Annotated in this window: 20 protein-coding genes; 11 read left to right on the forward strand and 9 right to left on the reverse strand. The window is 49.3% G+C overall.

Annotated elements, in window-relative coordinates; genetic code table 11:
- Window positions 1-29: 29 nt before the first annotated feature.
- Genes PRUTH_RS15955 through PRUTH_RS15965 form a run of 3 tightly spaced genes read right to left on the reverse strand, consistent with a single transcriptional unit; the run spans window position 30 to window position 3413 of the window.
- The gene (locus PRUTH_RS15955; protein WP_151173839.1) at window positions 30-758 is read right to left on the reverse strand and encodes a 5-oxoprolinase subunit PxpA; all 729 of its coding nucleotides are present in this window, start codon (window positions 756-758) and stop codon (window positions 30-32) included.
- Between the two features lie 8 nt (window positions 759-766).
- The gene (locus PRUTH_RS15960) at window positions 767-1561 is read right to left on the reverse strand and encodes a putative hydro-lyase (RefSeq protein WP_151173840.1); all 795 of its coding nucleotides are present in this window, start codon (window positions 1559-1561) and stop codon (window positions 767-769) included.
- Window positions 1562-1592: 31 nt separating this feature from the next.
- Window positions 1593-3413 carry a glycoside hydrolase family 3 N-terminal domain-containing protein gene (locus tag PRUTH_RS15965; protein WP_151173841.1) on the reverse strand — a complete coding sequence of 607 codons (1821 nt, stop codon included), beginning with the start codon at window positions 3411-3413 and terminating at the stop codon, window positions 1593-1595.
- Window positions 3414-3906: 493 nt separating this feature from the next.
- Between PRUTH_RS15965 and PRUTH_RS15970 the strand changes: the two genes are divergently transcribed.
- The 3 genes from PRUTH_RS15970 to PRUTH_RS15980 all read left to right on the forward strand — a co-directional run bounded on the left by PRUTH_RS15970 (window position 3907) and on the right by PRUTH_RS15980 (window position 8144).
- On the forward strand, window positions 3907-4710 hold the full coding sequence (locus PRUTH_RS15970) for a hypothetical protein (RefSeq protein WP_151173842.1): 804 nt from the start codon (window positions 3907-3909) through the stop codon (window positions 4708-4710).
- Window positions 4698-5081, forward strand: coding sequence for a hypothetical protein (locus PRUTH_RS15975; RefSeq protein ID WP_151173843.1), 384 nt, complete (start codon window positions 4698-4700; stop codon window positions 5079-5081). Before PRUTH_RS15970 ends, PRUTH_RS15975 begins: the two co-directional genes overlap by 13 nt.
- Before the next feature lie 216 nt (window positions 5082-5297).
- On the forward strand, window positions 5298-8144 hold the full coding sequence (locus tag PRUTH_RS15980; protein WP_151173844.1) for an FAD-binding and (Fe-S)-binding domain-containing protein: 2847 nt from the start codon (window positions 5298-5300) through the stop codon (window positions 8142-8144).
- Here PRUTH_RS15980 and PRUTH_RS15985 read toward each other — a convergent pair.
- The 3 genes from PRUTH_RS15985 to PRUTH_RS15995 form a co-directional block, all read right to left on the reverse strand.
- Window positions 8141-8479 (reverse strand): DUF1232 domain-containing protein, encoded by a 339-nt coding sequence (locus tag PRUTH_RS15985; protein ID WP_053909528.1) that lies wholly within the window; start codon window positions 8477-8479, stop codon window positions 8141-8143. The genes PRUTH_RS15980 and PRUTH_RS15985 overlap by 4 nt on opposite strands.
- Window positions 8480-8555: 76 nt before the next feature.
- Complete coding sequence (locus PRUTH_RS15990; RefSeq protein ID WP_151173845.1) at window positions 8556-9560, reverse strand: AraC family transcriptional regulator; 1005 nt, start codon at window positions 9558-9560, stop codon at window positions 8556-8558.
- Entirely contained in the window at window positions 9535-10461 is a 927-nt protein-coding gene (locus tag PRUTH_RS15995) for a GGDEF domain-containing protein (protein WP_151173846.1), read from the reverse strand. The genes PRUTH_RS15990 and PRUTH_RS15995 overlap by 26 nt, the downstream gene beginning before the upstream one ends.
- 285 nt (window positions 10462-10746) lie before the next feature.
- Between PRUTH_RS15995 and PRUTH_RS16000 the strand changes: the two genes are divergently transcribed.
- The 5 genes from PRUTH_RS16000 (at window position 10747) to PRUTH_RS16020 (ending at window position 17901) form a co-directional block, all read left to right on the forward strand.
- Entirely contained in the window at window positions 10747-13041 is a 2295-nt protein-coding gene (locus tag PRUTH_RS16000) for a TonB-dependent receptor plug domain-containing protein (protein ID WP_151173847.1), read from the forward strand.
- A 44-nt stretch (window positions 13042-13085) separates the two neighbouring features.
- Window positions 13086-14081, forward strand: a complete 996-nt coding sequence (locus tag PRUTH_RS16005) for a metallophosphoesterase (protein WP_151173848.1) — start codon at window positions 13086-13088, stop codon at window positions 14079-14081.
- Complete coding sequence (locus PRUTH_RS16010) at window positions 14071-16008, forward strand: phytase (protein WP_151173849.1); 1938 nt, start codon at window positions 14071-14073, stop codon at window positions 16006-16008. Before PRUTH_RS16005 ends, PRUTH_RS16010 begins: the two co-directional genes overlap by 11 nt.
- A gap of 127 nt (window positions 16009-16135) precedes the next feature.
- Complete coding sequence (locus PRUTH_RS16015; protein WP_151173850.1) at window positions 16136-17146, forward strand: tetratricopeptide repeat protein; 1011 nt, start codon at window positions 16136-16138, stop codon at window positions 17144-17146.
- A gap of 86 nt (window positions 17147-17232) precedes the next feature.
- On the forward strand, window positions 17233-17901 hold the full coding sequence (locus tag PRUTH_RS16020) for a M15 family metallopeptidase (RefSeq protein ID WP_151173851.1): 669 nt from the start codon (window positions 17233-17235) through the stop codon (window positions 17899-17901).
- 715 nt (window positions 17902-18616) lie between these two features.
- Here the strand turns inward: PRUTH_RS16020 and PRUTH_RS16025 are convergent.
- Window positions 18617-21832: a S41 family peptidase gene (locus PRUTH_RS16025; protein WP_151173852.1), complete on the reverse strand. Its 3216-nt coding sequence runs from the start codon at window positions 21830-21832 to the stop codon at window positions 18617-18619.
- A gap of 347 nt (window positions 21833-22179) precedes the next feature.
- Between PRUTH_RS16025 and PRUTH_RS16030 the strand changes: the two genes are divergently transcribed.
- The 3 genes from PRUTH_RS16030 to PRUTH_RS16040 all read left to right on the forward strand — a co-directional run bounded on the left by PRUTH_RS16030 (window position 22180) and on the right by PRUTH_RS16040 (window position 24934).
- Window positions 22180-22350, forward strand: a complete 171-nt coding sequence (locus PRUTH_RS16030) for a cold-shock protein (RefSeq protein ID WP_151173853.1) — start codon at window positions 22180-22182, stop codon at window positions 22348-22350.
- 295 nt (window positions 22351-22645) lie between these two features.
- Window positions 22646-24520 carry an LTA synthase family protein gene (locus tag PRUTH_RS16035; protein WP_257221100.1) on the forward strand — a complete coding sequence of 625 codons (1875 nt, stop codon included), beginning with the start codon at window positions 22646-22648 and terminating at the stop codon, window positions 24518-24520.
- Between the two features lie 39 nt (window positions 24521-24559).
- Complete coding sequence (locus PRUTH_RS16040) at window positions 24560-24934, forward strand: diacylglycerol kinase (RefSeq protein WP_138548133.1); 375 nt, start codon at window positions 24560-24562, stop codon at window positions 24932-24934.
- On the opposite strand, the gene PRUTH_RS16045 is transcribed toward PRUTH_RS16040, so the two are convergent.
- Together PRUTH_RS16045 and PRUTH_RS16050 are read right to left on the reverse strand one after the other, a co-directional pair.
- On the reverse strand, window positions 24931-25521 hold the full coding sequence (locus PRUTH_RS16045; protein WP_151173855.1) for an acyl carrier protein phosphodiesterase: 591 nt from the start codon (window positions 25519-25521) through the stop codon (window positions 24931-24933). The genes PRUTH_RS16040 and PRUTH_RS16045 overlap by 4 nt on opposite strands.
- 169 nt (window positions 25522-25690) lie before the next feature.
- Window positions 25691-26593: a LysR family transcriptional regulator gene (locus PRUTH_RS16050; RefSeq protein WP_151173856.1), complete on the reverse strand. Its 903-nt coding sequence runs from the start codon at window positions 26591-26593 to the stop codon at window positions 25691-25693.
- Window positions 26594-26657: the final 64 nt, after the last annotated feature.

A 26657-nucleotide genomic window follows, 5' to 3' on the forward strand; every position in this document is an offset into this window, starting at 1 on the left:
AATGTGTCGACTGAGCTGTAGTTGCGGTGTTAGCGGGCACACAGCGCACGGATCTCTTTGATGGCATTGACGGCTTCGAGATTATCGCCATGAACACACAAGGTATCGGCATTGAGCGCGAGGCTTTGGCCACTGTCGGTGATGACTTTGGCCTCGGCCACCAATAATTGAACTTGCTCAAGCATAGCTTGTTTATCCAGCACACTGCCTGATTGTGAGCGTGGGGTAAGGGTGCCTTGATCGGTGTAGCGGCGGTCGGCAAAGGCTTCAAATAATAATGACAGGCCGTGCTGCTGCGCCATTAATTCATGTTGTTGGCGCTGCCCGGTGGCCAGCAACATCAGTTGCAACTCGCTCGGATAGTCGGCGATGGCCTGCATCACGTTGGCGAGAATAGCGTTATCACGCATCATATCGTTGTATAAGGCGCCATGCGGCTTCACATAGCGCAGCGTTAACCCTTGCACCCTGGCCATGCCCTCTAAAGCGGCGATTTGATAATGTAAATCGCTACACAGTTCGTCGGCACTGAGCGCCATGGAGCGTCGCCCAAAGCCTTGGCGGTCAGGGTAGCTGGGGTGTGCGCCAATACTTACCTGATGGTGTTTGGCCAGTGCTAAGGTGCGGGCCATTACCTGAGGATCGCCGCCATGAAAGCCGCAGGCGATATTGGCTAAATCAATATGGGGCATGGCTAAGGCATCCTCACCCATACGCCAGTTGCCAAAGCTTTCACCTAAGTCGCAATTCAATAGCATAAACACTCCTAAAAGCTCGATAGTGCGGTGTTTTTAATATCTAAAATCAGCATATGCCCGGGGCTATGGGTGATGCAAAAATCCGGGCGAGCAGTGGCAATGGCCACCTGCGGCGTCACCCCACATGGCCAGAAAACCGGCACCTCGCCTGGTTTTATGGTCACCGCATCACCAAAGTTGGGCCGCTTAATATCGTTAATGCCAATGGCCTGAGGATCGCCAAAATGCACCGGTGCGCCATGCACACTAGGAAAGCGGCTGCATATTTGAATGGCGCGAATGGCATCTTTAGGGGTCATGGGCCGCATACTCACCACCATGTTGCCGCCAAAAACGCCGCTGCGGTGACAGGCTTGATTGGTCACATACATGGGAACATTGCAGTTTTCGGTGATATTACGCACTTCAATGCCATCGGCCAATAACGCCTCTTCAAAAGAAAATGAGCAGCCGATCAGAAAGGTCACTAAGTCCTTGCGCCACAGCGAGGAGATCTCGGTTTGCTCACTGACTTTTTGTCCTAGCTCATACACCCGATATTTGGGAATGTCGGTGCGAATGTCCAGATCCTGCGCTAAACGCGGTAGCTCGGTGGCGCCCGCTTCTGTGTGACCGAGTAACGGACAGGCGCGTGGGTTATTTTGACAAAAGCCCAAAAAATCATAGGCATACTTTTTAGGCAAGATCACCACATTTGCTTGCACATAACCGGGGGCAAACCCAGAGGTATGCCCTGAATAATGACCATCGCGTATCAACCGGCGGATGTCCGCAGGTGTTTTTAAAGAGGCGTTTGCGTCCATAACAGTATCTTATATCGTGTTTATCCCCACCCTAGCGCAGAACCTTGGTCGGCGCTATAGTAACCGGCAGTTCTCCAGGGGCCTGCCGCAGTCCTAAGAGTACTTTGGCCAGTGCAGTAAAGGCTGGGCCTTGTACGGTTTCGCCATCATCAACATCAATATTATACGCATAGGTTGCCAACACGGCCTGCGCGTAGGCGCCAAATTGAGTAATGTCATAAGGGGCTCGTAAGCTGACAAATATCACCGGGGTGTCGCTTTGCTGCGCGTGTTGTAATAACGATTCCAGCGCATCGGGTTGCTGCTGACGATTCAGTGCAAACTGCGCTAAGGCTGAAACATCGTCCATGCCGCCAATTTCGACGGCACTTTGTGGTGGGCTGGCATTCGCCGCGATGACTACATCGGCGTCATTGATATCCAGGTATGCTTGCTCAGGGTCGTGGCCTTGCAAACTAATGCAGTGAAACACTCGGTGCTGCTCGCTGAGGTGATCCAGAGCTTGCTGCAACGCCATACACTTGCGGGTATCGGGCATAATGAGCGCCACTTTGCGCGCTTGTTTAATTAAGGTGGTGGCCCGCTGTCCAGCTTTGATATCGGTGATAGCGGCGCTGGCCAGCTCGGCTTCAATGGCCCGGTGACTGGCGTTGCCTAAGGTCATCGCCGCTAGCTCGGTTTGTAGCAGGTGATTGTCAAAGTGCGCTGGCAGTAATTGATAGTCGGCTTTCAAAGCCATAACTCGCTGCGCTGATTGCGCAAATTCGCCGCGCTCTAACTCGCCGCGCTCAATGGCATGGGCTACGGCATCAATGAGCTTATTAAGCTCGGCAATATCTTGTTCATTGCGAATAGCAATGGGCATAAGCGCAATATCGACACCGGCCTTGAAGGTGTTAATGAGCGCGTCCTCGGGGGTAAAAAAGTCACTGATACCCGCCATATCTAACGCATCGGTGATGGTGACACCCTGATAACCCAACTCCTCACGCAGCAGTGAGGTCATAATGGCCCGCGACATGGTGGCCGGTTTAACCATTGTTTGCCCCTGTTTACTGACAAAGGTGCTGCTGTCGAGCGCCGGGTATTGAATGTGTGCGGTCATAATCATGCCCGGGGCATGGCCGGCCTCAATCACCGCCCTAAACGGGGCAATATCTTGGGCCATGACCTGCTCTTTGCTATGCATGACCTTGGGCAAACCGGTGTGGCTATCGACATTGGTATCGCCATGACCCGGAAAGTGCTTTAACGCGGCAATGACCTGTTGGTGTTGATAGGCGTCAACCTGAGCGCCGCCAAGCTCAGCGACTCGGGCCGGGTCTTCACCAAAGGAGCGCACATTGATCACCGGGTTGTTAGGATTCATATTGACATCTAAGGTGGGCGCGTAATTAACGTTAAAACCAACTGCCCGAAGCTCTTTAGCAATCACTTTGGCACTGGCGCTGGCATAATCACTGCCATGCTTTGCATAGGTCGCACCGATGGACATATTGCCAGTCATCGCCGTACCAAGATGACGGGGAATACGAGCAACGCGTCCCCCTTCTTGGTCCACACTAATAAACAAAGGGGCCGCTAATGAGGAGGCCAGCGCCGCTTGTTGTAAGTCGCGGTTCAGCGCGACAATTTGCTCGGTGTTGTCGATGTTCTCGGCAAATAGGATCACGCCACCAATGTGGTGCGTGCTAATGGCATCGGCAAGGGCCTGTGGCAGCTTGGTCATCGGGGTGCGACAGCGGTCACTGGCAGTGCTATCACCGCAGTAATAGCGAAAGTCTAACATTAGCTTTTGGCCAATTTGCTGCTTTAAGGTGAGCTGGGTAGCGGCAAAACTTGGGGCACTCATAACGGCATATCCTACTATGGCAAGGCTTAGTGCCTTGGCTATCTGGCGAAAAAACACGGCTCGCTCCGAGACTGATCTTTGGAATAAACTATTCACGATTCTATAGTGTGTAGTGGTAAAAAAACAACCACTTTAGACGGACTGACCTTAACATGTACTGATCTCAGTTGCTTAGGCGTAAAACTATCTACCTTAAGGGATTTAATAATATTTTATTCCAAGCTATGCTAAGGCACATCGCCCGCTATTAGTGACCATCATTATGTCAGAGTACCGCGCCGCCATGGAAGCCTTCATTGAGGCTGCCCGTGAAACCTTATCCTGCGAGCAGGTGCGGGCAAACCACACGATTTGAACATAAATACCGATCGCAGCATCGCCACCTTGACAAAAAAATCTTAGTAAAGGTATGCTGTACTAGCTAAAGGGACTAAGTAAAATTGCTAAACAAAACTGTGTTAGCAATAATCATCCAGTAATAATGGAATATAAAATGGATTTAACAGCAACAACCACGCAAAAAAGCTCACTTACGCTCGATGTCTTTGAAAAAAACCTCCACAAGGCAATCGATAAACCAACTGTTAATTATCGTACGGTACGGGTTGGGCCTTCAAGAAATGGCCGAGGCGCCAAATTAAAAGTTCATAATGGAGCTCACAAAGCCACATGGGCTAAAACGACCATCAACAGCCGTACAAGAACTATTAATATTGATGTTTACCTCAACTTTAAAAAAAATAGTTTGAATCAAGATGATTATATAAAGTTAAAAGAGCTTGCTATCGCGGGTATTAAACAATATTGGTCGAATACAATTACAGTAGCCGATGTTCGTTTTAGCGTAATAGTTAATCCTTTACATAAAAATAGTTCCGACGCTATTCCAGTGGACTTAGAAATTGAAGAAAGTGAAAGTTATAGCCGTTCAATGAATCCAGCTATTTTAGGTATTGATGCGAGTTTTGTTTATCAAAGAGGCGCGCCTCGCGCAACAGAGAAACAAATTGCAGATGAATTTAAGTTAGTATCTGCACATGAGTTTGGTCATTCAGTATTAATGTATGTGGGGGGGATAAGTCTATCTTGGGGGCATAAAGGCTCTACTAATGCATTACTTCAGAGTGTTAAGAAGTCTACGCCGGGTTACCCAACTAATGGGAAGCTTGATCTAATGAAGTATTATGACACTATCAAAAGGCCGCCAAGTGCATATCAAAGAGTCACAGACTCGGTTGCTGTTGAAATGGATATCAAACGACTAATATGGAGCTCTCAAATTACATGGGTAATATAAATATTTTTTTTAAATGTTCATTACTTGCTGCGGTTATTATTTTTGTTAGTGGTTGTTCTAATGTTTACTGGGGTAGTATAAAAAACAACACGAGTGAAGTAATTCATGTAAAGCTTACTTTTTCTAATGAATATGGTACTCAGATCTTAGAGCTACAACCTATTAAATCGCAAGAAAATGAGCTTTGGCACTATGAGCAGTCATCATTAGTAATGACCAAAATAGACAAAGACTTATCTCAAGTTGAGGCGACAAATAGTAACGGATGTACAATTACCTTAAACCGTGATGCCATTGATAAAAAAGTTGAGAATCATGAACTAGAAGTTGTTATTGAGCCACAAGATTTTATTGATTCTTGCGGTAAATAATACACTCTCAGTTAAATTAGGCTAAATTTACCAACACAGAATTGGCTCGATTCCCCGCTATTGCTTTTAATTGGCTTGCCATACCAAATACTTGGTCACAATAGTTAGCGACAGGGCACTGGTTGCTTAGGTGTAAACTATCTACCTTAAAGGATTTAATAATATTTTATTCCAAGCTATGCTAAGACACATCGCCCGCTATTAGTGACCGTCATTATGTCAGAGTACCGCGCCGCCATGGAAGCCTTCATTGAGGCTGCCCGTGAAACCTTATCCTGCGAGCAGGTGATCACAGATTATGCTTTGCGTTATGCCTTGGGCACCGACGCCAGTTTTTACCGCCTTACCCCCGAGTGTGTGGTACGGGTACATCACCGCGCGCAGGTGCAACAGTTAATTACCCTAGCCCAGCGCTTTGGGGTTGCGTTAACCTTCCGTGCTGCCGGCACCAGCCTCTCGGGGCAGGCGATTAGCGACAGTGTATTGGTGGTGCTTAGTGAGCAATGGCAGGATTATGAAATCGGTAGCAACGGTGATTGGATAACGCTATCACCGGCGCTTATCGGTGCTAAGGTCAATCAGCTGCTGGCACCATTTGGCCGTAAAATAGGCCCTGATCCGGCTTCGATCAACAGCTGCAAGGTGGGCGGTATTGCCGCAAATAATGCCTCAGGCATGTGCTGTGGTGTTAAGCATAACAGCTACCACACGCTTAAGGACATGCACATTATATTGGCCGACGGCACTGAGCTAAATACCGCAGATGCACACTCTTGTGAGCAATTTCGTCGCAGTCACGGCGAGTTCGTACAGGCCCTCGAGCACCTCGGCGAGCAAGTGCGGGCAAACCAAGCGCTGCGCACGCGCATTGAACATAAATACCGACTGAAAAACACCACAGGGTATGGCCTGAATGCGCTTGTCGATTACCAAGATGGCATCGATATTATCAAGCATTTGCTGATCGGCTCCGAAGGCACCCTTGGATTCATTGCCAATATTACCTACCACACCGTGCCTCATAGTGCGCATAAACACACTGGGCTGTTTACCTTTGCGACAATAGACAGCGCCTGCGATTTTATTGAGCAGCTCAGTCGCTACCCCGTAGAGGCGGTGGAAATGCTCGATAAACGCGCGCTGATGTCGGTGCGCGAACAAGCCATTATGCCCAACGAGGTTGTTGATTTTCCGGCGCAGGCCACCGCGCTGTTGATTGAAATTGCCGGCGCTGACGAGTCTGAATTACAGACCACCAGCGCCGCTGTCAGTGCCTTACTGGAGCGTTATCAAAGTGATATTATTCATCAATATGCTCTTAGCAGTGATAGCGAGCGGGCACAGGCGCTGTGGAATGTGCGTAAGGGCACCTTCCCAGCGGTGGGGGCGGTGCGGGAGATAGGCACCACAGTGATTATTGAAGATGTCGCCTTTGCGCTCAGCGATTTGGCACGCGGCATTAAGGCGTTGCATGCCTTGTTTGCCAAGCACGATTACCAAGAAGCCATTATTTTCGGTCATGCTTTAGCCGGTAACCTTCATTTTGTATTTACCCAGCGCTTTGATAACGATGAGCAGGTGGCGCGCTACGAGCAATTTATGGCCGAGGTGGCGCAGTTGGTGGCCGTTGAACTCAATGGTTCGCTGAAAGCCGAGCATGGGACGGGACGAAACATGGCCCCCTTTGTAGCCCTAGAGTGGGGAGATGATGGCTATGGAGTCATGAAACAGATAAAACAGCTGTTTGATCCCAAGGGGATTTTTAACCCTGGAGTGATCATCAACAGCGACCCGCGTGCGCACCTGCAGCATGTTAAAGCTCTGCCAGCGACCGATGACACTATTGATAGCTGTATCGAGTGCGGCTTTTGCGAACCTGTTTGTCCATCGCAAGGTTACACATTAACGCCGCGCCAACGTATTAGTTTGAGTCGTCATCAACAAGAGCTTCAGGCGCAATTAGCCAGTAGCACCAGCCCAAGCCCTCGTTTACGGCAGCGTTTAGGGGCCGTTCAAAGCCGCTTTCAGCACTTAGTCGATAGCAGCTGCGCCGCGACCGGATTATGTGCAACGCGCTGCCCTGTTGGCATAGACACCGGTGCCTATGTGAAATCGCTACGTCAACAGGGGTTTGCGCAATCGCGTTTGGCTAATCGCATTGCCCAATACAGTGCGCAGCATTTTCAGGGCAGTACGCAGCTTGCCCGTTTTGGCCTCAGTAGCATGAAAAAACTGGCCCATGTAGTGGGCGAGACGCAGTTACACAACAGCACCCAGTGGTTGCATCAGCGTTTTGGTACCCCTCTCTATTTCAGCGCCTGGCCGCAAGGGCAGAAGCAGCCAAACCTAGCACAGAGCCACAGTAAGTCCGGGGAACGTAAAGTGGTGTACATTCCTAGTTGTGCAAATAGGGTTTTTGCCAACGATGGCGAGCACAGTGTGCAGCAAACACTGCAACAATTATGTGCCAAAGCAGGCTTTACGGTTATTGTGCCCAAACAACTAGGGCATTTGTGTTGTGGTATGGCGTTTCACAGTCGAGGCGCGCAGCACCAAGCCCAGTATAAGCAGCAACAGCTTCAGCAGGTTATGGCCGAGCTCAGTGACAACGGGCGTTGTCCGGTGGTCATGGATGCCAGCCCCTGTGCCTTGCACAGCTCCAGTGACGGCGACATCGCGCCGCTTGATAGTATTACCTTTGCGCAGCAGTACCTGCTGCCACATCTACACATTACCCCCAGTGCCGAGCCTATCTGGTTACATGTCACCTGTAGCTCGCAACACCTCGACGGAGGCAAGGCCATGTTGGCGTTGGCACATGCATTGAGTGAGAAAGTCAGTACCACCGATATCAGTTGTTGTGGTTTTGCCGGTGATAAAGGGTTCACGCATCCTGAGCTCAACAGCCATGCTTTGCGTCATCTCACAGACTCGCAGCCCCAGGGCTGCAAAAGCGGTTACAGCAACAGTCGCACCTGTGAAATTGGCCTCAAAGCGCACAGTGGTGTGGTGTTTACGTCGCTTTTGCTGCGCTTAAATGAGCAAGCGCAAGCACGCAGTTAACGCTTGCCCTTGGGGACATAGACCATGGCCTGTGCTTTGCGTTTGGCTAGGCTTTTCACGCGCGCATCAATGCATGATGAAAACGTCATGATCGCCGCGCCCATAAAGGTGCCGTCGTCGGCGTAACCAAAACTTGTGGCCAAGTCATGGATTAAATCATAGGGAAAAAGCAGATACGCTAATGCGGCGATTAACGCTAATTTATACGTAGCCGTGCATTTCGGTGAATGCCATGCGAAATACAGGGTTAGCAGCTTTGCGAGCAAGGCGCGAATGCCGATGAGTAGCCAGCGTGGATAGGCACTTCGATGATTTAAATTGGGATTGCTGTGCATAAGTCACTCCTGTTGTTACTGACAGCATAATGCCTGCGTACAATAAAACTATTACACGGCGTTACCCTATGCCTTTTTACAGGCTCATTAACTCTTTTAATTCGCTCGGAGTGAGGCCGGTCCAGCGCTTAAACGCGCGACGAAAGTTCGGGGTGTCGTAAAAAGCTAAGCGATTCGCCACATAATCGTTGCCTTTATCACGAATGCTAAGTAAATAAACCGCTCTAAGCGTTTGCTGTTGTTGTTGTAATTGGGAAAAGCGCCAGCCATGCTCCTTGAGTTTGCGCTTAAAAGTGGCAGGGCTCATGGCCATATGTTGCGCGAGAGCGGCTAAGCTAAGATGCGGTTGGCGCGATAACAACTGGCACAGCGCAGCGATGAAATACGGCGGCGACTCACAATGAGGTTGGCTTTGCAGACGCTGCCAGCGCAACAGACTGGCATTGTCGTTAGTGCATCTGAGCATCGTGGCAGCAAAGGACCATTTATATACGGGCTGGGCAAAGCGTAAACGCGTGCCAAAGTTGTGCTCAAACTCATACATATGGCGTGGGCGCTTACAGGCAAAATCAAAGTGACAGTGTGGATAGCCTTGGCTTAGGCGCTTTAACAGCGCATAGAAAGCGCTGCTATAGGCCTGCATAAGTAATTCGGTTGCCTTACTCTCTGGGGCCAGCGTTGGCGTAATAAACACATGCACTTGGCGCTGATAAAGGTGATAACGAACATGGACCAGTGGCGCAATGTGTTGGTAGAGGCGTTGCAGCATACGTAGGCTCTCGCCAACAGTTGGCGCGCTTAGCAAGGCTTGCCCGACAGTGCCCAGTTCATTAAGCAGTTGCTGCCCTAATAAAAACCCCGCATCGGGGTGAGGGAATTGGCCTTGGTATTGTGCCAGCAAGCGCATTAGCTGATGATGACTAAAACGGCTGTGTGGGTCGAGTAAGTCGTCACTAAAAATCCCCGTGCCTCGCAGTAGCTTGTGCAAATCAGCACCACGAGCCAGAGCCAGCTCGGCGATGGCACTGATCAGCCCCTCACTGCTAATGACTTTTCTATCTTGAAGAGCAAAGCGTGGCATCACCCTGGCCCGGTCGGTGTTTTTGTTGTTGTAATTGCTGTTGCAGTTGCCTCAACAGCTGCGGCAACGGCTCATCTTTTGCGGTTTCAATAACGGCGCTGTAGGTGTTTACGTAGTGGGCTTGCCCTTGAGGGTCAAGGCGAAAGGCGCAGTGGCGAATGGCGTTTTGTAACTGCGCGATAAGCTGCTGTGCTTGACGACTCGTGGTGGCGGGCAAAAGCAGTATGAAACTGTCACTGGCATAACGACTGAGTACATCACCCATACGAATATTCATCACCATTAAATCGCTGAGCTCACGCAGTAATCGATCGCCGGTGGCAAGGCCGAAGCGGGCGTTGATGGTGGCAAAGCTCTCTACATCAATCATGGCAATACAGCATTTAGGATCGCTCTCGCGGCTGCTATCGAAGACTTTTTGCACATACTGAATACGATATAATCCGGTGACCGGGCACACTTTTTGATGGTCGCGCATGTGTGCCTCACGGCGAGCCAGTTGGCGGTTCAGCACAAACTGCTCTTGATGCCACCAATACAGTCCGGCGCTGGTGAATAACATGCCTATGGGTGCAGGCAGAGACTCAATCCAACTTAACCAATAGCGACTGGGCTGGTGTAACCACTCATCAAGCAAGTCTAATGATGCAGAAAACATAAATAGCCCCAGCCCTAGCACCAGCAAGGTTGTGACCTTCCCCGGTGGCCGGGACACCAGTAGCGCGACAATCCAGCTTAATGTCATGAGCACAATGCCGCCTTCGCCAAGGATATCAAGCCAGGCAATATCACCACTGTATTTGAGCTCCCCCAACTGATAGCTGAGTAGCGCGGCAAGTACCAGCCAAGCGATGCTTATATGAGCCAGTAAGGGATGAGTGCGAAATGGGTTAAAGCGCATGAAAGACCTTGAGTTAATGAGTGTGTGGTTATGCTAGCGGGCCAACTTCACTATGGGCAGGGTCATATTGGCTCAATGATATGACAGCATCATGACCACGCCATGCGATAACACCGTGCAAGCGCCCGTTCTTTGCCCTGCGAGTAGGGTTCTTACAGCTCAAAAGCAGCCATAACGCGACACATTTAGCTCGCTTCGGCAGCACGATAGCAGCGACTGTCACAGTGCTGTCATCTGCGGTTTTTAGCTTAGCGCCATACCAAGGACATGCAGGAGAAAACAGCAATGACAAGCTTTAAACTAAAAGCGCTGGTGGCGGCATTAGCGCTGACCAATATCAGCGCCTACGGCGCTCAAGAAAACGCCAACAAACAGGTGAAAGTCTCTGAGGAGCTGGTGGTGTATGGCGACATCGGTTATCGCAACCGCTCGCAGCAGCTAGCGCCCACTTTGGAATATGACCAAGATTACTTTCAGCGCTTTGAACCACTGACCGCTGGCGATGCCCTTAAACGGGTGCCGAGTGTGACTTTTTTATCTGATGTGCTGGAATCCGACGGCGCGCGTATGCGCGGTTTGAGTCCTGCCTATACGAAGGTGCTGATCAATGGCGAAGAAGTACCTGGTGCTGGCGCCGACCGCTCATTCTTTGTTGATCGCATTCCCGCTGAGCTCATCGAACGAGTGGAGATCATCCGCTCGCCCAGTGCTAACCGCTCCGCCGATGCCATTGCCGGTACGCTGAATATCGTTTTGCGTGATGGCTATAGCCTAGACGGTGGTTATTTGCGCGCCGGTGGCCTGCGCTACGATGATGGTGAATTTAAAGAAAGCCTAGGTGGTGTCTATGGCACCGAACTTGGCGGCGGGCGCTTGTTGCTGGGAGCTAATTTACAAGGGCGCTATAACCCCAAGAAAAAGACCAGTTTTCGCTACGGTGATAGCCCGGAAAACAACCCCGACTACCGTGAACAAAGCTTCGATAATCGCGAACATCAAGACGATACCCGTGATGGTGATGACACCTCACTGAACGCCAGTTATGAATACACCTTTAACGATGGCGCCTATTTTGATATCAGCGGTATTTGGGTCGACACCGAGCGCAGCGAAGATGAACGCTCATATGAGTATAACCACCCCAGTGCGGCCAGTGGTGATGCGGCCAACGGCGGTAGTTTGCTGACCGATAATGCCAATATTGCCGATATTGAGCAGACCAATTACAGCCTGAGCTCCAGCTATAACCAGCCACTTTTTGGCGGTAACAGTAAATTCAAGGTGGCTGTGGCGCGCTTTGAAGAGTCGGTATTTGAACAAGAGGTTGAACTCGATACCGCTGAATTGCCCATGGTATTGGAGCAGGAGCAAGAGCGCAGCGACATTGATGATAAAGAGTGGACGCTACAATGGCAGCACAGTCAGCCCTACAGCGATAACAAACAATGGCAAATTGGCGCGTTTTGGCAGCAAAAAGAGCGGGATACCGGTATTTACGCCTCTGAAAGTGAATTAGAAACCATGCAAAGCAGCTGGGACCAATTCGCGCAGTCGCCGCTGTCGCTGGCCACGTTTGATGCGCCATTTGAGGCCGTTAGTGGAGGTGTGAACACAGTGCAAGAGCAGCGTTTTGATGTCTTTGCGTTGCTTAAACACGAGAGTCAGGAGTTTGCTTGGGAGCTGGGTGTACGTTGGGAGAGCACCGATTCGCAGGTGGACAACCATGTTGATGCGGTGCGCACCGACAACGATTACGACTTTATTTTGCCTTCCGCTCATATTCGCGTGCAAGTGGCAGAAAACGGCCGTATCAACGCGTCGTTAGCGCGCAGCTTACGTCGTCCGGACTTTGACTATATTACCCCCGCGCTGCGTGAGGAAGAGTTAGCCGACAACGACTTATTGGGTAACCCGGCACTTGAGCCGGAGTCGGCGTGGGGCGTCGACCTAGGTTATGAGTATCGTCTCGGTAAGACCGGGGTGATGGGCGTGAATCTGTTTTATCGTGATGTCAGCGATTTAATTGAAATCGCCAATACCGGTATGCAAGGGGCCGAGGGCGAGGGCACCTTTGTGCTGCAACCCCGTAATACCGGCGATGGCACGGTGTATGGCGTCGAGCTCGACTTATCGACACCCCTAGGCGCGTTGGGGCTACCCAATACCGGGGTATTTGTGAATTACTCTTGGCTTGATAGTGAAGTCGAAGACTTTTTCGGTGAGCGTAAATTTAACGACCAATCAGATTACGTCTATAACCTCGGATTTATTCATGACTTTCCTCAGCTAGGCGCGTCTTTCGGGGCCACCTATCGCAAGCAAGGCGATGCCCTCGGGCGCTTTGTCGGTGAAGAGGTAAGCACGCACTATGGCGCTGATCTTGAGCTGTTTATAGAAAAACGTTGGCAAAAGCTGACGCTACGGATGGTCGGCTCCAACTTACTGGATGCCAGTAAAGAGGAAGTATTCAACAAGTTCGATACTCTGGAGCAGCAAATCGAGCGGGATTTTGATGAATACGAATTGGAGTCGGAGCAGGCCGGGCCCGTGGTGCAATTGATGTTGCGCTACGCCTTTTAATTTTAGGCGTGGTGCGTTATGCACCACGCTAATGAGGAAAGAACATGATTAAGCAGTTAATAACTCTCATTGCCTTGCTCGTGGCACCGCCATTATTGGCCCAGAGCGCGCCCATTTATAGTGATGCGCTCTATCAACAGCAGCGCATTGAAGGGTTGGCACCCTTGGCTGATAGCATCAACTTTGCCGTTATTGGTGATTGGGGCCACAACGGCCACTTTTACCAGCGCCCCGTTGCCCACCAGTTAGAGATTGCCTTGTACCAACTAGATGGCGACTTTGTGATCTCCACCGGCGATAACTTTTATCCCGATGGTGTTGCCAGTACCCAGGATCCATTGTGGCAAAGTGCCTTTGAGCGGATATATCACGGCCCTCATAGTTTTGTGCCATGGCACAGTGTGTTGGGCAATCATGACTACTTAGGCAATGCCCAAGCGCAAATTGATTACAGCAATGTCAGTGGCCGTTGGCAGATGCCGGCACGTTACTACAGCCAGCGCTTCACGTTGGCCAGCGGTGAGCCTGTGCTGGTGTTGTTTTTGGATACCAATACCCTAGTTAGTGACTATCGCACTCGCGCCAAGTATCGCGCCACCCAAGGGCTGCACCCAGGGCCGCAGCTCGCATGGCTAAAGCGGCAATTGGCGGGCAGTAAAGCGGCATGGACCCTCGTTGTGGGCCATCACCCCATTTACACCAGTGGCAAACGCTATGGTCGCGATAACGGCTTGGTTGAGACGTTAGCACCGCTGCTGCAGCGCTATGGCGTTGATGCCTATATAGCCGGCCATGAACATGACTTACAACATAACCAAATTAAACACAGTGATCTGGCGCATTATGTTTCTGGCGGCGGCAGCGAGGCGCGCAGCGTCGAGCAACGAGAATTTACGCGCTACGCCGAAGCTACCCCAGGCTTTTTAACGTTTTCAATTAATGCCGATGCACTGCAGATGACGGCGGTTAATCACCGAGGCGAAGTGCGTTACCAACATAAACAACTGCGCCGTAATAAGGAGCAAAAACATGACCATTAAAAATAATAAGCTCGTTAATGTCAGTATGGCGGCAGCGCTAATGGCGCTAACCCTGTTTACTAAACATAGTTACAGCGAAAGCTTGGCGGTGACGGAGCTCGGTGAGCAACATAATATGCAGGGCTCGCAGGCTCAGTGGTTGCACACCGGGCACTGGCTGCTCGCCAGTGAAAGCCAAGGCTTATTGCTGCTCGAGCAATATCAGCAACAGATTACCCCGTTGCTTGCTGGTAACTATGAAGGCCTGTCCTTACGCCAGCTAAGCCCACAGCGCTATGTGCTAACCAGTATTGATAATAGTGCCGATGCGGTGGTGGTATGGCAGTTAGATTATGATGGCGCTCAATGGCAGATTGGTGAGCTGTCACGGCTAACACCGCCGCAAGCGCAGCCGGAAGCGGCCTGTTTATACCATGATGCGCAAACGCGCACGGTGTCGGTATTTGTTGCCGATGTGCGCGGGCTTATTTCGCAAACGCTGGTATATGATCTAGAGGCTGCGCAGCCGATGCAGCTGCCGATTCGCACTTTTGCTGGAGTCAGTGAAGCGTCTGGCTGTGCCGTCAGCGATGAGGCTCAGCAGCTCTTTATCGGTGAGGCAGAGCTGGGTGTGTGGAAGATAAACGCCAACAGCGAATCGCGGGCCGATAAAACACCTGTCGCCTTGGTCTCACCCTTTGGGCAACTGGCACCGGAAATTGCGGCGCTCAGCAGCGACTCCGAGGGCTATATCTACTTTACCAGCAGTCAGCGCCAGCAGGTGTATCGCTACGACCCACTGCGTGAAACGCTGCAAAACTGGCATCTTGAGGGTCCCGAGTTAGGCCTTGAGGCCATTGCTGTGGGCGCAAACAGCCAAAGGCAACAACAAGCCGTATTGTTTGCCGATAAGCTCGATAGCTATATCAGCACCCAGCTACCCAGTGCTAAACAGGTGCCTGCGAGGCATGCAAAAGGGTTGCAACAGGTGAGCGCAAGCGCTGAAACTACGCCGGTAGCCGCCTTTGGCGATGCGGCGGACGACCCCGCTATTTGGATCCATCCGAATAACGCGCAACACTCGCTGATTTTGGGCACAGATAAACGTCGTGGCTTAATGGTCTATGGGCTTGATGGTCAGTTACGGCAACAGCTCGCTGTGGGCCGGGTGAACAATGTCGATGTGCGCCAGCATCAAGGTATCAATAACGCCACCCACACGTTAATTGCAGCAAGTAACCGCAGCAACAATAGCATTAGTTTGTTTACCGTGAGCACCGATGGGCAGGTACAGCAGCTCAGTGATATTGCCACTAACCTAACAGAAATTTATGGCCTGTGTATGTACAGCGCGCAAAGTGGCCATTATGTGTTTGTGAATGACAAAAATGGCACCTATCAACAGTACCGTATTGGTGTGCAAAACACTGAGGTTCACGGTCAACGTGTACGCCAGTTCTCATTGCCAAGCCAGCCTGAAGGCTGCAGCGCTGACGACCAATCCGGGCAACTATTTATGGGTGAGGAAGATGCGGGTATTTGGTTTATCGGCGCGGAGCCTGATGCTGGCACCAGGGCACAGCGTATACAGCAGCTAGATAGTCACCTTGTTGCCGATGTTGAGGGCATGGAGATCTATCATCGCGACGATGGCACACGATTGCTGGTGGTATCCAGTCAGGGTGATAACAGCTATGTGCTTTATCGCATAGAGGGCACGCGCTTAGAGCCGACGCTAACGCGATTAGTGAAGTTTGCGGTGACGGCTGATATTGAAAAAGGCATAGATGGTGTATCGGAAACAGACGGACTAACGGTCACCGCCCATGCTTTACCAGGTTACCCTCAAGGCGTGCTGGTTGTTCAAGATGGTTATAACCGTATGCCGCAACAACCACAAAACTTTAAAATTATTGATTGGCGGCAGATAGATAAATTACTGCCTTAAGTAGCGCGCGATGTCTGGCTATGAGCCGGGGCATCGCGCAGCCAACGTGCGAATTGAATTATTGTCATAACTGAAATGGTAAAATGTTTCTATACTTTGACGGTGACGACAATAACAGAGTGCGTTTATGGCCGTAGTTCCCAGCTTAATAGTGTTAGCCGCAACGTTAACCTCCATGCAACTAAATGACGTGCTGATGCGGGCCGAAAGCCATGCACGTGAGCGCCCGCAGCAAACATTGGCCCTATACCAACAATACAATGATAGCTTCGGCTCTGTACCGACGTCGGTGCGCTTTCGCTGGTATTTCGCGGCTGCTCAAGCGGCCATATTCAGCAATAACTTTAGCCAGGCGCGCGATCTTATCGACAGTCTTTTAGCCCTTGATGATCCCAAAGCGCAGCAGCTAAGTCGTAGCTATAATTTATTGGGTATTTGGCTTAAGAAAAACCACCTATTAACCGATGCAGAGCACGCCTACCAATGCGCATTTACAACCGAATCACGACCTATTTATCGCGCTATCTATCTCAATAATATGTTGATTGTTGCCCGTCATCGGCAATCTTATCAGTTGGCGCAAAGTTATTACGACCGCGCAGCAGCCATTTTACAAGCCCACCCTAATGATGCTTTGAGCGCCAGCCTTGCCAATAATATGGGTATGTTAAGGTTAAGTTTGGGTGATATTAAAGGAGCTGTGGGGGATTTTCGTAAAGCCACTTTTTTAAAAGAGCAACATAATCTCGCGTTAAGTCAATTGAATGCAGCGATGAACTTGACCTTAGCGCTGTTGTTAAACGAGCAGAGCGAGCGCGGAGCACGATTACTTGCCGATATAGATGCGTTAGTTGCACAGTCTGCTGACCCTGACCGCCATACCTTGGCTGCATACCTGCACGCAATGCTCGATAGGCAACAACACCAACCAGTGCGCCACACTGAGCAGCAACTAAGAGTACGCTATACACACATAAAAGATGACAGCCTAGCCCAGTTAGTGCGCTACAGCGCCGACTATTTAAACCTGAGCTTACCCGCGCGAACTGTTCACCAAGGCGAAAGCGCCAGTGCGTCCATGCAGGCGGCACTGGCGCGCTGTCAAAGCGCTAACCTCAACGAACATGTGCATCGGTGAGTCCCGCGTGAGCGGTGGTTTTCCTTAGCGATGGAATAGGGTATTGTTGATTTTATCGCTTTGGGCAAAAACAGGAATGAAAGGTTATGAAAGGGTGTGTCATCGGTGCCGCTGTGTTTGCCTGCGCTACTATCAACCCTGTGGCAGCGAAGCCGAGTGAATTTGTCGCCATTGCTGATATCGCGCCCAGTATTCGAAAAGATATCCGTTATTTTGGTCGTGATAACTTTGTTGGTACGACTATCGATGGTTACTTGGCATCTAAATGTCTGTTACATCAAGATGCCGCTAAAGCGCTAGCAAAGGTACAAAAAAAGGCACTGCAACAAGGCATGACCCTGAAAGTGTTTGATTGTTACCGACCACAGCGCGCCGTTGATCATTTTGTCCGCTGGGTGAGCGATACCAGCGCACAAGATACCAAAGCACACTATTACCCGAATCTAGATAAGGGCGTGTTACTTGGTGATTACATTGCCGCAAAGTCGGGCCATAGCCGAGGTGCAACCGTTGATTTAACCTTAGTCGACATGGCTTCCGGTGAGGAGCTGGATATGGGCTCGGCGTTTGATATGTTTGACCCGATATCAAATACTGATGATCCGCGTATCAGTGCGCAACAGCGCAAAAATCGCTATTTGCTACGCGATCTCATGACTGCACAGGGCTTTGCCCCCTACGCGATGGAATGGTGGCACTTTTCCTTAAAACCCCAACCCTATCCAGATACCTATTTTGACTTTGTGGTGCGTTAGAAAACAAACAAGTTATAGACTCGGAACCTGCTGCATATTGAAGCCCTGTTAGGGGCACTTCATAGTGTGAGCAAATCTGCAAATGGCCTCTAACTTCTTACCCATACGCTAATGGTGAAAGAGCTCTCGAAAACTTAAAATGAGCATGTGAATAATGAAAGCCGAAGATTTGCCAATAAATGAGTTCATTCCTAAGTTGAGGTATTCTTTGACTTTAGTCGCCTGCATCATGGCGTTGCTGTTCTGTTATACGACGATATCGATCACTGTCAATATAGTGTTCTCTTTAGATCAACACCTTAAAGAATGGTATATGGCTACTATGCTGGGGGTACTCATAGTGTGCGCAGTGGGGTGGATGTTATCTCGAGGTAAGGTAGGCGTTTTGCCATACTGTAAGTTGGCAGTGTTACTCTGTTTTATTGTGCACCTATATTTGTTGGTTTTAGGCGGTGCCGAGCTTAACTCATACCCACCCACATTAGCATTGGTTTTTTTGAGCCTGAATAGCCTGTCTTTATGGTTACTTAACAGCAGGTTAGCCTACGTGAGTGCCCTGATACTAAGACGTTTACACCGAAGAAAGCGCAAAGTGCTTAAATACATGGAAACCGTGAATCAACAGTGCTAATAAAAAGGCAGATGAATAACAGCTAGCCAATTCCTTTATATGTAAAAGGGCGCGATTTGCGCCCTTTTCATTGGTTAAGGTGAATTAAAACTCACTGGGGGCCGGCGGCACACTCAGTGGTTTTTTCGGATTCGCTTTAAGCTCTTTTAACAGCTCTTCAACCGCACGTTCAATCGATGGGTCTTGGCCTTTGTAAATAAGCTCTGGGCGATCAATCACCTTTATATCAGGGGTGACTCCCTCATTTTCGATGATCCAATTACCTTCGTTATCTAAAATCCGGAAGGTCGCGGCAATCACTTGGCCGCCATCCACTAGGCTGGGATTACCCGAGATCCCAATGAGGCCACCCCAGGTGCGGGTACCAATCAGTTTACCTAACCCTGCTTGACGGAAGTAATAGGGTAGGGCGTCACCGCCGGAACTGGAATAGCCGTTGATCAGCATGGCTTTTGGTCCATCGTGCGCAAACTGCGGCGTTTTTGTCGGCTCGACACCACGGCGCTTCCAATAGTTAAGAGGCTTGCGAGCCAACCAGGTGATCATATGTTCGGGAATAAATCCACCGCCATTATAACGATCATCAATGATCATGGCGTCTTTGGTGGTTTGCGGCATGTAATTTTTAAACATGGCGCGGTTACCTTCATAATGGGTATTCGGTAAGTGCACATAACCAATACGCCCGTCAGAGAGCTTATCAACATAAGCGGCGCGGGTGTTAACCCAATGCAAATAACGTAGCCCTTGCTCGCTGGCAACCGGCTCGACACTGACTTGCCACGCCCCCTTGCTAATGGGTTTGTCGTTAAGCACGAGCTCAACTTGCTCACCCTGAGTGTTCTCCAACAGCTCATAAAAGTTCGCTACAGTTTTTACTGAGCGACCATTAACGGCGATGATAAAGTCGCCTTTGCTGGCTTTCACACCGGTGGTGCCAAGCGGAGAGCGGAAGTTTTCGTGCCAGTTCTCGCCTTGGAAAATGTGCTCAATTTGCACATAGCCAGAGCGGTGGCTGGCCAGTTTGGCACCCAGAAGACCATGGTTTTTACGCTCGGCTTTGGGCATGTCGCCGGATTGCACGTAAATATGGCCGGCGTTAATTTCCCCGGCGATTTCACTGAGAACATAATCTAAATCTGCGCGGTGGGCCACTGCATTGGCCATGCCTTGGTACTTCTTAACAATGACATCCCAGTCCTGACCGTGGTGATTTTCATCGTAAAACCAATCGCGCAGGGTGCGCCAGCCTTCCACATACATTTGTTGCCACTCAAGCTGAGGGTCGATTTTCAGCGTCATATTGGTTAAATCCAATTTTGTGGCGCTTAAATCTTGCTCTGGTTTAGGCGCAATAATGCTGTAGTCATCGCCAGCGCGCACCAACAGGTGTTCGCCATTTGCCGATACCGTATAGCTGCTAACGCCCTTGGCCACGGTTTTCAGCTCGCTATCGTGCTCGGTACCAAGTAGTTGCAAGGCGCCGTTAGCCATCACCAGCACGCCACCGTCAACGCCATGCAGTGAGCGATAATCGCCCGAGGGCGCGTTCAGCGCGGTCACGCGTTGCATAAAGCCCGTGCTTTGCAATTGGTTGCCATTGTCGGCATCGCTTTGCGCATCGTCGTCACTCACTATGGTGGTTTCGTCACTTTGCAATGCAACCAATGGCGTTATATCAGTGTTCACCGCCGCAGCGTAGATGCGTGTGGCGCGGTTAAACATGTAATCGAACTCGTAGCTGCTAAAGGCTAAGTTAAAGTCGCGCTCAGAGGTGAAATACAGGTAGTTGCCATCCGGTGAGAAAGTGGGGCTGTGCTCATTGGTCATCTCGTCGGTCAGGCGAGTCACGTCTTGCTCGTCGGTATTGTAATGCCATAACGAGCCGTAGCGGTTTTCATTGTTTTTAACATAGACAATGTCTTCGCTATTAGGTGACCACGTGTACTGACGAATGCCCTCTTCATCATAGATACTGGTATCAATTTTGTGCTGCTTGCCTGATTGCGCATCCAGCCACCATAACGTGTGGTTTTTATCGGCAAAAAGCAGCTTGGAGCTGTCGGGTGACCAGATGGGGGTAAAGCGCCAAATGGTGCCATTACTGGTCAGTTGCTTAACGGCGTTATTATCCGCGCGGTCCTGCAAATAAATCTCGTATTCACCGGATTCGTCGCTCATGTAGGCAATATAGCGGCCGTTGGGTGACCAACTGGCGTCTATTTCTCGGCCTTTAGGGGTGTAGGAAAGGTTGCGAGTTGGGCCTTTTTGAGCGGGGACGCTAAATAGCTCGCCTCGGGCGGTAAACAAGGCCCGTTTGCCATCATGAGACAGCGACATAGAGTCGATAAAGTCGCTCACATTTTTGCTGTAAGGCATGGCATATTGGCGCACGCCAGCGACATTAATGGTGAGTTTATTGCTTTGCTCGGTTGTGGGGTCGAAGCGATATAAATAACCCCCATTTTCGTACACCACCGCGTTGGGGCCAGCTGATGGCCACAGCACATCGAAGTCCTCATGGGTGGTGAGCTTTTTAGGCGCTTCGCCTTCACGGTATTGATACAGGTTTAAGGTGTAGTCGCGATCAGAGACAAAGTAGATATTATCGCCCACCCAAGTTGGCTGCTGATCGGTGGCGCGATCTGTGGTCAGCTGCTTGGAACTGTTTTGGTCTAAATCATACACCCATACATCTTGGGCACGACCGCCGCGCGAGCGTTTCCAGGTACGAAATTCACGATCAATCGGGGTGTATACATATTTGCTGCCATCTGGGCTTAGCATACCACCCCCGGTTTCAGGAATAGCCAGAGGCTGCTCTAGGCCACCATCGGCAGGCACCATATATGGGCGGCCCATGCGTTTACCCCAAGGAGTGCGGTTTGCACGAAATACCACATGTTTACCATCGGGTGTCCAATCAAGCACCCGGTAATCGAAACCGCCACGCGGTGGCATAGGACCAACATCGTTGTAATAGGTAAGCTGTTTAAGGCCAGAACCATCGCGGTTAATGACGTAGATTTGTCGGCTGCCATTATACTCGGCGGCAAACGCGATCCGTTGGCCATCTGGGGAGAATTTAGGGAAAGTTTCAAAGCCGACATGATCGGTCAGGCGCTGGCTGGCACCGGTTTCGGTGTTTGCTACATACACATCGCCAGCGTAAATGAAGGTGACATGTTCGTTATGAATATCAGGAAAGCGCAATAAGCGTGTGTCTTCAGTTTCATAGGCTGACACCCACGGGGCCAGCGTTGCGGCCATGGCGAGTGCCAAGGTGGTTATTTTTCTCATCTTTGGTAACCCTTTTTTTAGAAGCTGTTACATCATAACAAGGGTACTTACAATTGCGACAGCGCTGCGATAAAAGGCTGTTACAAAATATGTCAGCTACTGAGCTTGGCGCAGATAAATGAAATAACATTAGGTAAACCCTAGTGCCTGTGTTAAGGTGCCCCTGTCTGATGAGTTCTACCCAGATTCGATATTTGCTTTTGTCCTTCAGTTCTTCGTGAGTCCTATCCAGTTAGTGTTCCACCCGAATTTAAGCACCAAGCCGTTCGTGTTAGCTAGTACTTAGTTTGGCATTACCGCGTCTGTTAAGCAGCGCACATTTATATATAAAAGATTTTGGAGACACTATGTCTAATACAACTGGTACAGTTAAATGGTTCGACGAGAGCAAAGGTTTCGGTTTCATCACTCCTACTGATGGCGGCAAAGACGTATTCGTACATTTCCGCGCTATCGTTTCTGATGACGGCTACCGCACTTTGCAAGAAGGCCAAGAAGTTCAGTTCACTGTTGAATAAGGCGCTAAAGGCCCACAAGCTACACAAGTTACTGCTGTTTAATAACGGCGTTAATCTGTGATGTAATTGAGCGCATACGCTCACTTGCAATAAAAAATACCTGAGCCTGAGCTTGGGTATTTTTTTGTCTACCGTGCTCGCATTTCTATTGTTTTCTCATCGCCATAAGCTTCACTTAAGTTTCACATTTTATGTTAGCCGCATGAATTCTCTTTAATGCGATGACATGCTCAAATTATACATACGGCAATTTGCCCCCTTTATTTTATTCGTAACTACTTTAGCAGTAATTTTTATGGCTACTCGGCTCGGTTTAATGCTCTGGCAACATGAGCGTTTGGAAGCAGGTCAGTGGGGGTTGGTATTACTAGGTGGTGTGCGTATTGATCTGAGCAGTATTGCTTATATAGCTCTGCCACTATTCATCATCAATGTGGTGTACTTGATGGCACCACGCAAATTGAAATACGTTTTATTTATTTTATTAAAAGCTTATGCGGCACTTACTATTGCGACAATTGTGTTGGTCGAAGCCGCAACACCAGCATTTATCTTGCAGTATGACGTTCGACCAAATCGATTATTCATAGAATATGTGCAATACCCCAAAGAGGTTCTATCCATGCTTGCGAATGGACACTTTCTCGCGGCAGCAACCTCACTCATTCTGGCCTTGATTTTCGCCATTGCTACAATCCGTTATATACCACGTCCTTATTGCCAACATCAGTCTCGTCGCTTCAGCGTATTTGCAGTCTTAGTCACGGTAGTTACGCTGGCGGTTCTAGCTCGAGGTACGTTTGCACATCGTCCTTTAAACCCTGCACTAGTTTATTTCTCTCAAGACGCTTTAGTGAATTCACTCATTTTGAACTCGTCATACAGTGTGGTTTTTGCAGCCAAAAATATGGCCTCGGAACGCAGCGCGCAGACCTTGTACGGGACGATGGCTGAGGAGCAGGTTGTTAAGATAATGAAGTCATCCACTTTTCGTTCCTCAATGGGCGATGAGCATATACCGACACTCACGATTAATGCTCCTTACCACCAAGGTCAAAGTAAAAACGTGGTTATTATTTTAGAGGAAAGCCTGGGAGCGCGGTTTGTTGGCGCCTTGGGTGGTAAAGGATTAACCCCACAACTAGATAATTTATACGCTCAAGGATGGGGATTTCATAGCCTTTATGCAACGGGCACGCGCTCGGTGCGAGGCATTGAGGCGGTTATTAGTGGCTTTTTACCATCGCCTTCACGTTCAGTGGTGAAGCTATCAAAGTCCCAGAAGCAATTCTTTACCATTGCTCAGCTGCTTGCTAGGCACGGTTATATGACACAATTCATTTATGGTGGCGAGAGCCACTTCGATAATATGAAAAGCTTCTTTCTAGGGAATGGGTTTCAGGATATTGTCGATATGAATGATATTGCCGAGCCTCAGTTTACGTCCTCTTGGGGGGTCAGTGACGAAGATTTATTTATTCAAGCAGATAAAGAACTCTCTTATTTAGCGCAGCAGCAACGACCTTTTTTTAGTCTTATTTTTACTTCTAGTAATCATGACCCCTTTGATATTCCAGAGAATAAAGTCGTCCTCGATGCGGTCGGTACCAATGAACATGTTAAGCGAGATTTGGCGATAAAATATGCCGATATGGCGCTTGGTCAATTCATTGAGCGTGCAAAACACAGTGAATATTGGCAGGATACTGTGTTTCTTATCGTTGCAGATCATGATGTTAGGGTGTATGGGCGTGAGCCAGTGCCAATTAAATCCTTTCATATTCCCGGCGTTATTCTCAATTCTCCTTTTGACGGCATTCAAGATGATCGGCTTGTCAGTCAAATAGACTTGCCAGTGACTTTACTCTCCTTAGCAGGTATTGAAGCGGCAACGCCTATGACTGGGTTTGATCTTACAAAGCATTATCCAGTAGAAAGAGCGCTTATGCAGTATTACGACAACTTTGCATACCTAGAAAATGACAAAGCGGTGGTATTAATGCCCGGTGAAAGGGCTAGCTATTGGTCTTATAACAAAGCATCAAAAACGCAAACATCGTTATCAACGGGCAATAAGTTGGTCACTTTGAAAAATAAAGCGTTGGCCCATGCCTTATATAGCACGATGGCGTATCAAAAACGCTTATATCAACTGCCACAACCTAAGTAATGAATTACCACACTATGATAAAACGAGAGAAGGTTGACTATGCGCTTTGACAACACCAAAAAGCCAAAAGGGTTCAAGCGAATTGTCTTTGCATTGCGACACTCGTTAAGGGCTCTTTCTTGGTTAATAAAAAACGAATCAGCATTTAAGCAAGAGGTGACATTACTACTCGTATCGTTAGTCGCGCTTGGTGTGTTACAAGCCGGTATTTATCAATGGATAGCCGTGATTGGGGCCACACTTTTTGTGATGTTTGCTGAAATATTAAATACCGCAATTGAAGTGATCGTCGATAGAGTAGGGTTAGATATTCATCCTTTATCTGGACGGGCAAAAGATTTAGGGTCGGCCGCTGTACTCGTGGCATTAATCATCTATGCGCTCGTTTGGGTAGCTGTCATTACTGCGTTTTAGAGCTGGCTTTCGACGCTATGACGTTTGACGTGAGCGAGCAACAGCGGAAAAAAGTGTAAAAACACCGCCTCAAACTGCTCAAAATGTTGCTCAATATCGTTAATGCTGCCAGCAAACTCATTGTTAAAGCGGATACGTTTGGCAATGTTATCCAGCGCCAAAGCCACGCCGTCTAAGTGGGCATAGGTGCTAAACCAGTCTTGGTCGCTCATACGCGCAACCACCTGTTGCATGGCCTGGGGCATATGCGACTGACGCCTTAGTAGCAGCGTGTAGGCGTGATTGCGAAAGTTAGCAAACTCCGTGCTACTGAAGCGCGACCAATGGCGAATGAGAAAGTGATCGAACAACACATCTAATGCCACTCCGGCAAAGCGGCGGCGCTGAGGTGAGAACAACTGCTTGGCCTGCCTAACCTGCTCATTGTTATCGGTGAACTTATCCACTAATAAATGATTTTGTAATCCCAAATACACAGGCCGAGGTAATTGCTCGGTACTAACACCACGGCGAAAGTCACCAAGCAGATTACCAAAGTGGGAATCCGCTGTGTTTTGGGCCAAAAATAAATGCGCGAGGTAATTCATGACGGCTAAGTGTTCGCAGGCTACATGCATTTAGTGTAAAGCATGAGCAAGGCATGGCGAACAACTTTTGAATGCATCAACTAATTTCAAACATATATCCGTTTATTCACATTTTATGCTCTGTACGAGTGAAACGAGCGTGACTGGATGTTTGCGTTGCAGCCAACAATCAGCCATTTTCGGATGGTAAATGCGTGGCAATAAATTCATTTAGTTGCTGTTTTAATAGCTGGGCACGGCGGCTGAGTAATCGGCCACTGGGCCATAGTGCATAAATTGTACGCGGCTCAGAGCGCCAATTTGGGGCGATGCATTTTAGTTCATTGCGCTGTAGCTCGTCGATAATTTCAAAGCGGGGTAGCAGCGCTGCGCCTTGGCCATCACAGGCCAAATACTTTACAAAGCTGGTATCGTTAAATTGATGCATAAAACGGGGCACAAACTTATGGCGGCGTTTCGAGGGTAAGTGCGTTAATTGCCAGCTTTTACGCAGCGTAGTGCCAATTAAAGGCAAGGTACGCAGCTGCTCTAAGGTGTATACCTCCTCACAGTTTTGCCGTTGCATAAATTCAGGGCTGGCGACCAATAAGGTGTCACTTTCACCTAAGCGTTGTTGCATAAACGCGCTATCGTGTTGGGGGCCAATGCGTATTGCCATATCCGCTTGGGTGTTGACCATATCCTGCTTATCATTGCTGAGCTCCAACTGCAGAGCAACTTGTGGGTAGGTGCGGGTAAACCGCAGCCAAAACGGCTTTAAAAAACCGTGGCTGAAGTTCATCGGCGCCAATACCTTTAGTTGTCCTGTTAGCGAGGCGTTGGCCTCGTTAAGACGGTGCTCAGTGTGCTCAAATTGCGCCACCAAATCGACATAGGCATGGTAGTAAACCTCGCCTTGTTGCGTCAGTTGGCAATGACGAGCACTGCGGTTTACCAGTTTGCAATTAAGGTGCTGCTCTAAGCGTTGTAAACGCCGGGTAACCGTGGCCGGTGGCAGCGATAAAACCTGAGCGGCGGCGCCTAGTCCGCCTTGTTGAGCAATATGAACAAATACACGAATATCATCAAGCATAATTTCATAAATGAAATTTAAAGTTGTTTATTTCAGTGTATAGGTTATTAGTGAAATTGAATAT

Source organism: Pseudoalteromonas ruthenica (assembly GCF_008808095.1).
GTDB lineage: Bacteria > Pseudomonadota > Gammaproteobacteria > Enterobacterales > Alteromonadaceae > Pseudoalteromonas > Pseudoalteromonas ruthenica.

Excerpts from the sequence above, each read along its gene's own strand:
- PRUTH_RS15980 (WP_151173844.1), top strand. The coding sequence starts at position 5,298 with ATGTCAGAGTACCGCGCCGCCATGGAAGCCTTCATTGAGGCTGCCCGT.
- PRUTH_RS16020 (WP_151173851.1), top strand. The coding sequence starts at position 17,233 with ATGAAAGGGTGTGTCATCGGTGCCGCTGTGTTTGCCTGCGCTACTATC.
- PRUTH_RS16025 (WP_151173852.1), bottom strand. The coding sequence starts at position 21,832 with ATGAGAAAAATAACCACCTTGGCACTCGCCATGGCCGCAACGCTGGCC.
- PRUTH_RS16030 (WP_151173853.1), top strand. The coding sequence starts at position 22,180 with ATGTCTAATACAACTGGTACAGTTAAATGGTTCGACGAGAGCAAAGGT.
- PRUTH_RS16035 (WP_257221100.1), top strand. The coding sequence starts at position 22,646 with ATGGCTACTCGGCTCGGTTTAATGCTCTGGCAACATGAGCGTTTGGAA.
- PRUTH_RS16015 (WP_151173850.1), top strand. The coding sequence starts at position 16,136 with ATGGCCGTAGTTCCCAGCTTAATAGTGTTAGCCGCAACGTTAACCTCC.
- PRUTH_RS16010 (WP_151173849.1), top strand. The coding sequence starts at position 14,071 with ATGACCATTAAAAATAATAAGCTCGTTAATGTCAGTATGGCGGCAGCG.
- PRUTH_RS16045 (WP_151173855.1), bottom strand. The coding sequence starts at position 25,521 with ATGAATTACCTCGCGCATTTATTTTTGGCCCAAAACACAGCGGATTCC.
- PRUTH_RS15960 (WP_151173840.1), bottom strand. The coding sequence starts at position 1,561 with ATGGACGCAAACGCCTCTTTAAAAACACCTGCGGACATCCGCCGGTTG.
- PRUTH_RS15990 (WP_151173845.1), bottom strand. The coding sequence starts at position 9,560 with ATGCCACGCTTTGCTCTTCAAGATAGAAAAGTCATTAGCAGTGAGGGG.
- PRUTH_RS15955 (WP_151173839.1), bottom strand. The coding sequence starts at position 758 with ATGCTATTGAATTGCGACTTAGGTGAAAGCTTTGGCAACTGGCGTATG.
- PRUTH_RS15970 (WP_151173842.1), top strand. The coding sequence starts at position 3,907 with ATGGATTTAACAGCAACAACCACGCAAAAAAGCTCACTTACGCTCGAT.
- PRUTH_RS15975 (WP_151173843.1), top strand. The coding sequence starts at position 4,698 with ATGGGTAATATAAATATTTTTTTTAAATGTTCATTACTTGCTGCGGTT.
- PRUTH_RS16050 (WP_151173856.1), bottom strand. The coding sequence starts at position 26,593 with ATGCTTGATGATATTCGTGTATTTGTTCATATTGCTCAACAAGGCGGA.
- PRUTH_RS15995 (WP_151173846.1), bottom strand. The coding sequence starts at position 10,461 with ATGCGCTTTAACCCATTTCGCACTCATCCCTTACTGGCTCATATAAGC.
- PRUTH_RS16000 (WP_151173847.1), top strand. The coding sequence starts at position 10,747 with ATGACAAGCTTTAAACTAAAAGCGCTGGTGGCGGCATTAGCGCTGACC.
- PRUTH_RS15965 (WP_151173841.1), bottom strand. The coding sequence starts at position 3,413 with ATGAGTGCCCCAAGTTTTGCCGCTACCCAGCTCACCTTAAAGCAGCAA.
- PRUTH_RS16005 (WP_151173848.1), top strand. The coding sequence starts at position 13,086 with ATGATTAAGCAGTTAATAACTCTCATTGCCTTGCTCGTGGCACCGCCA.
- PRUTH_RS16040 (WP_138548133.1), top strand. The coding sequence starts at position 24,560 with ATGCGCTTTGACAACACCAAAAAGCCAAAAGGGTTCAAGCGAATTGTC.
- PRUTH_RS15985 (WP_053909528.1), bottom strand. The coding sequence starts at position 8,479 with ATGCACAGCAATCCCAATTTAAATCATCGAAGTGCCTATCCACGCTGG.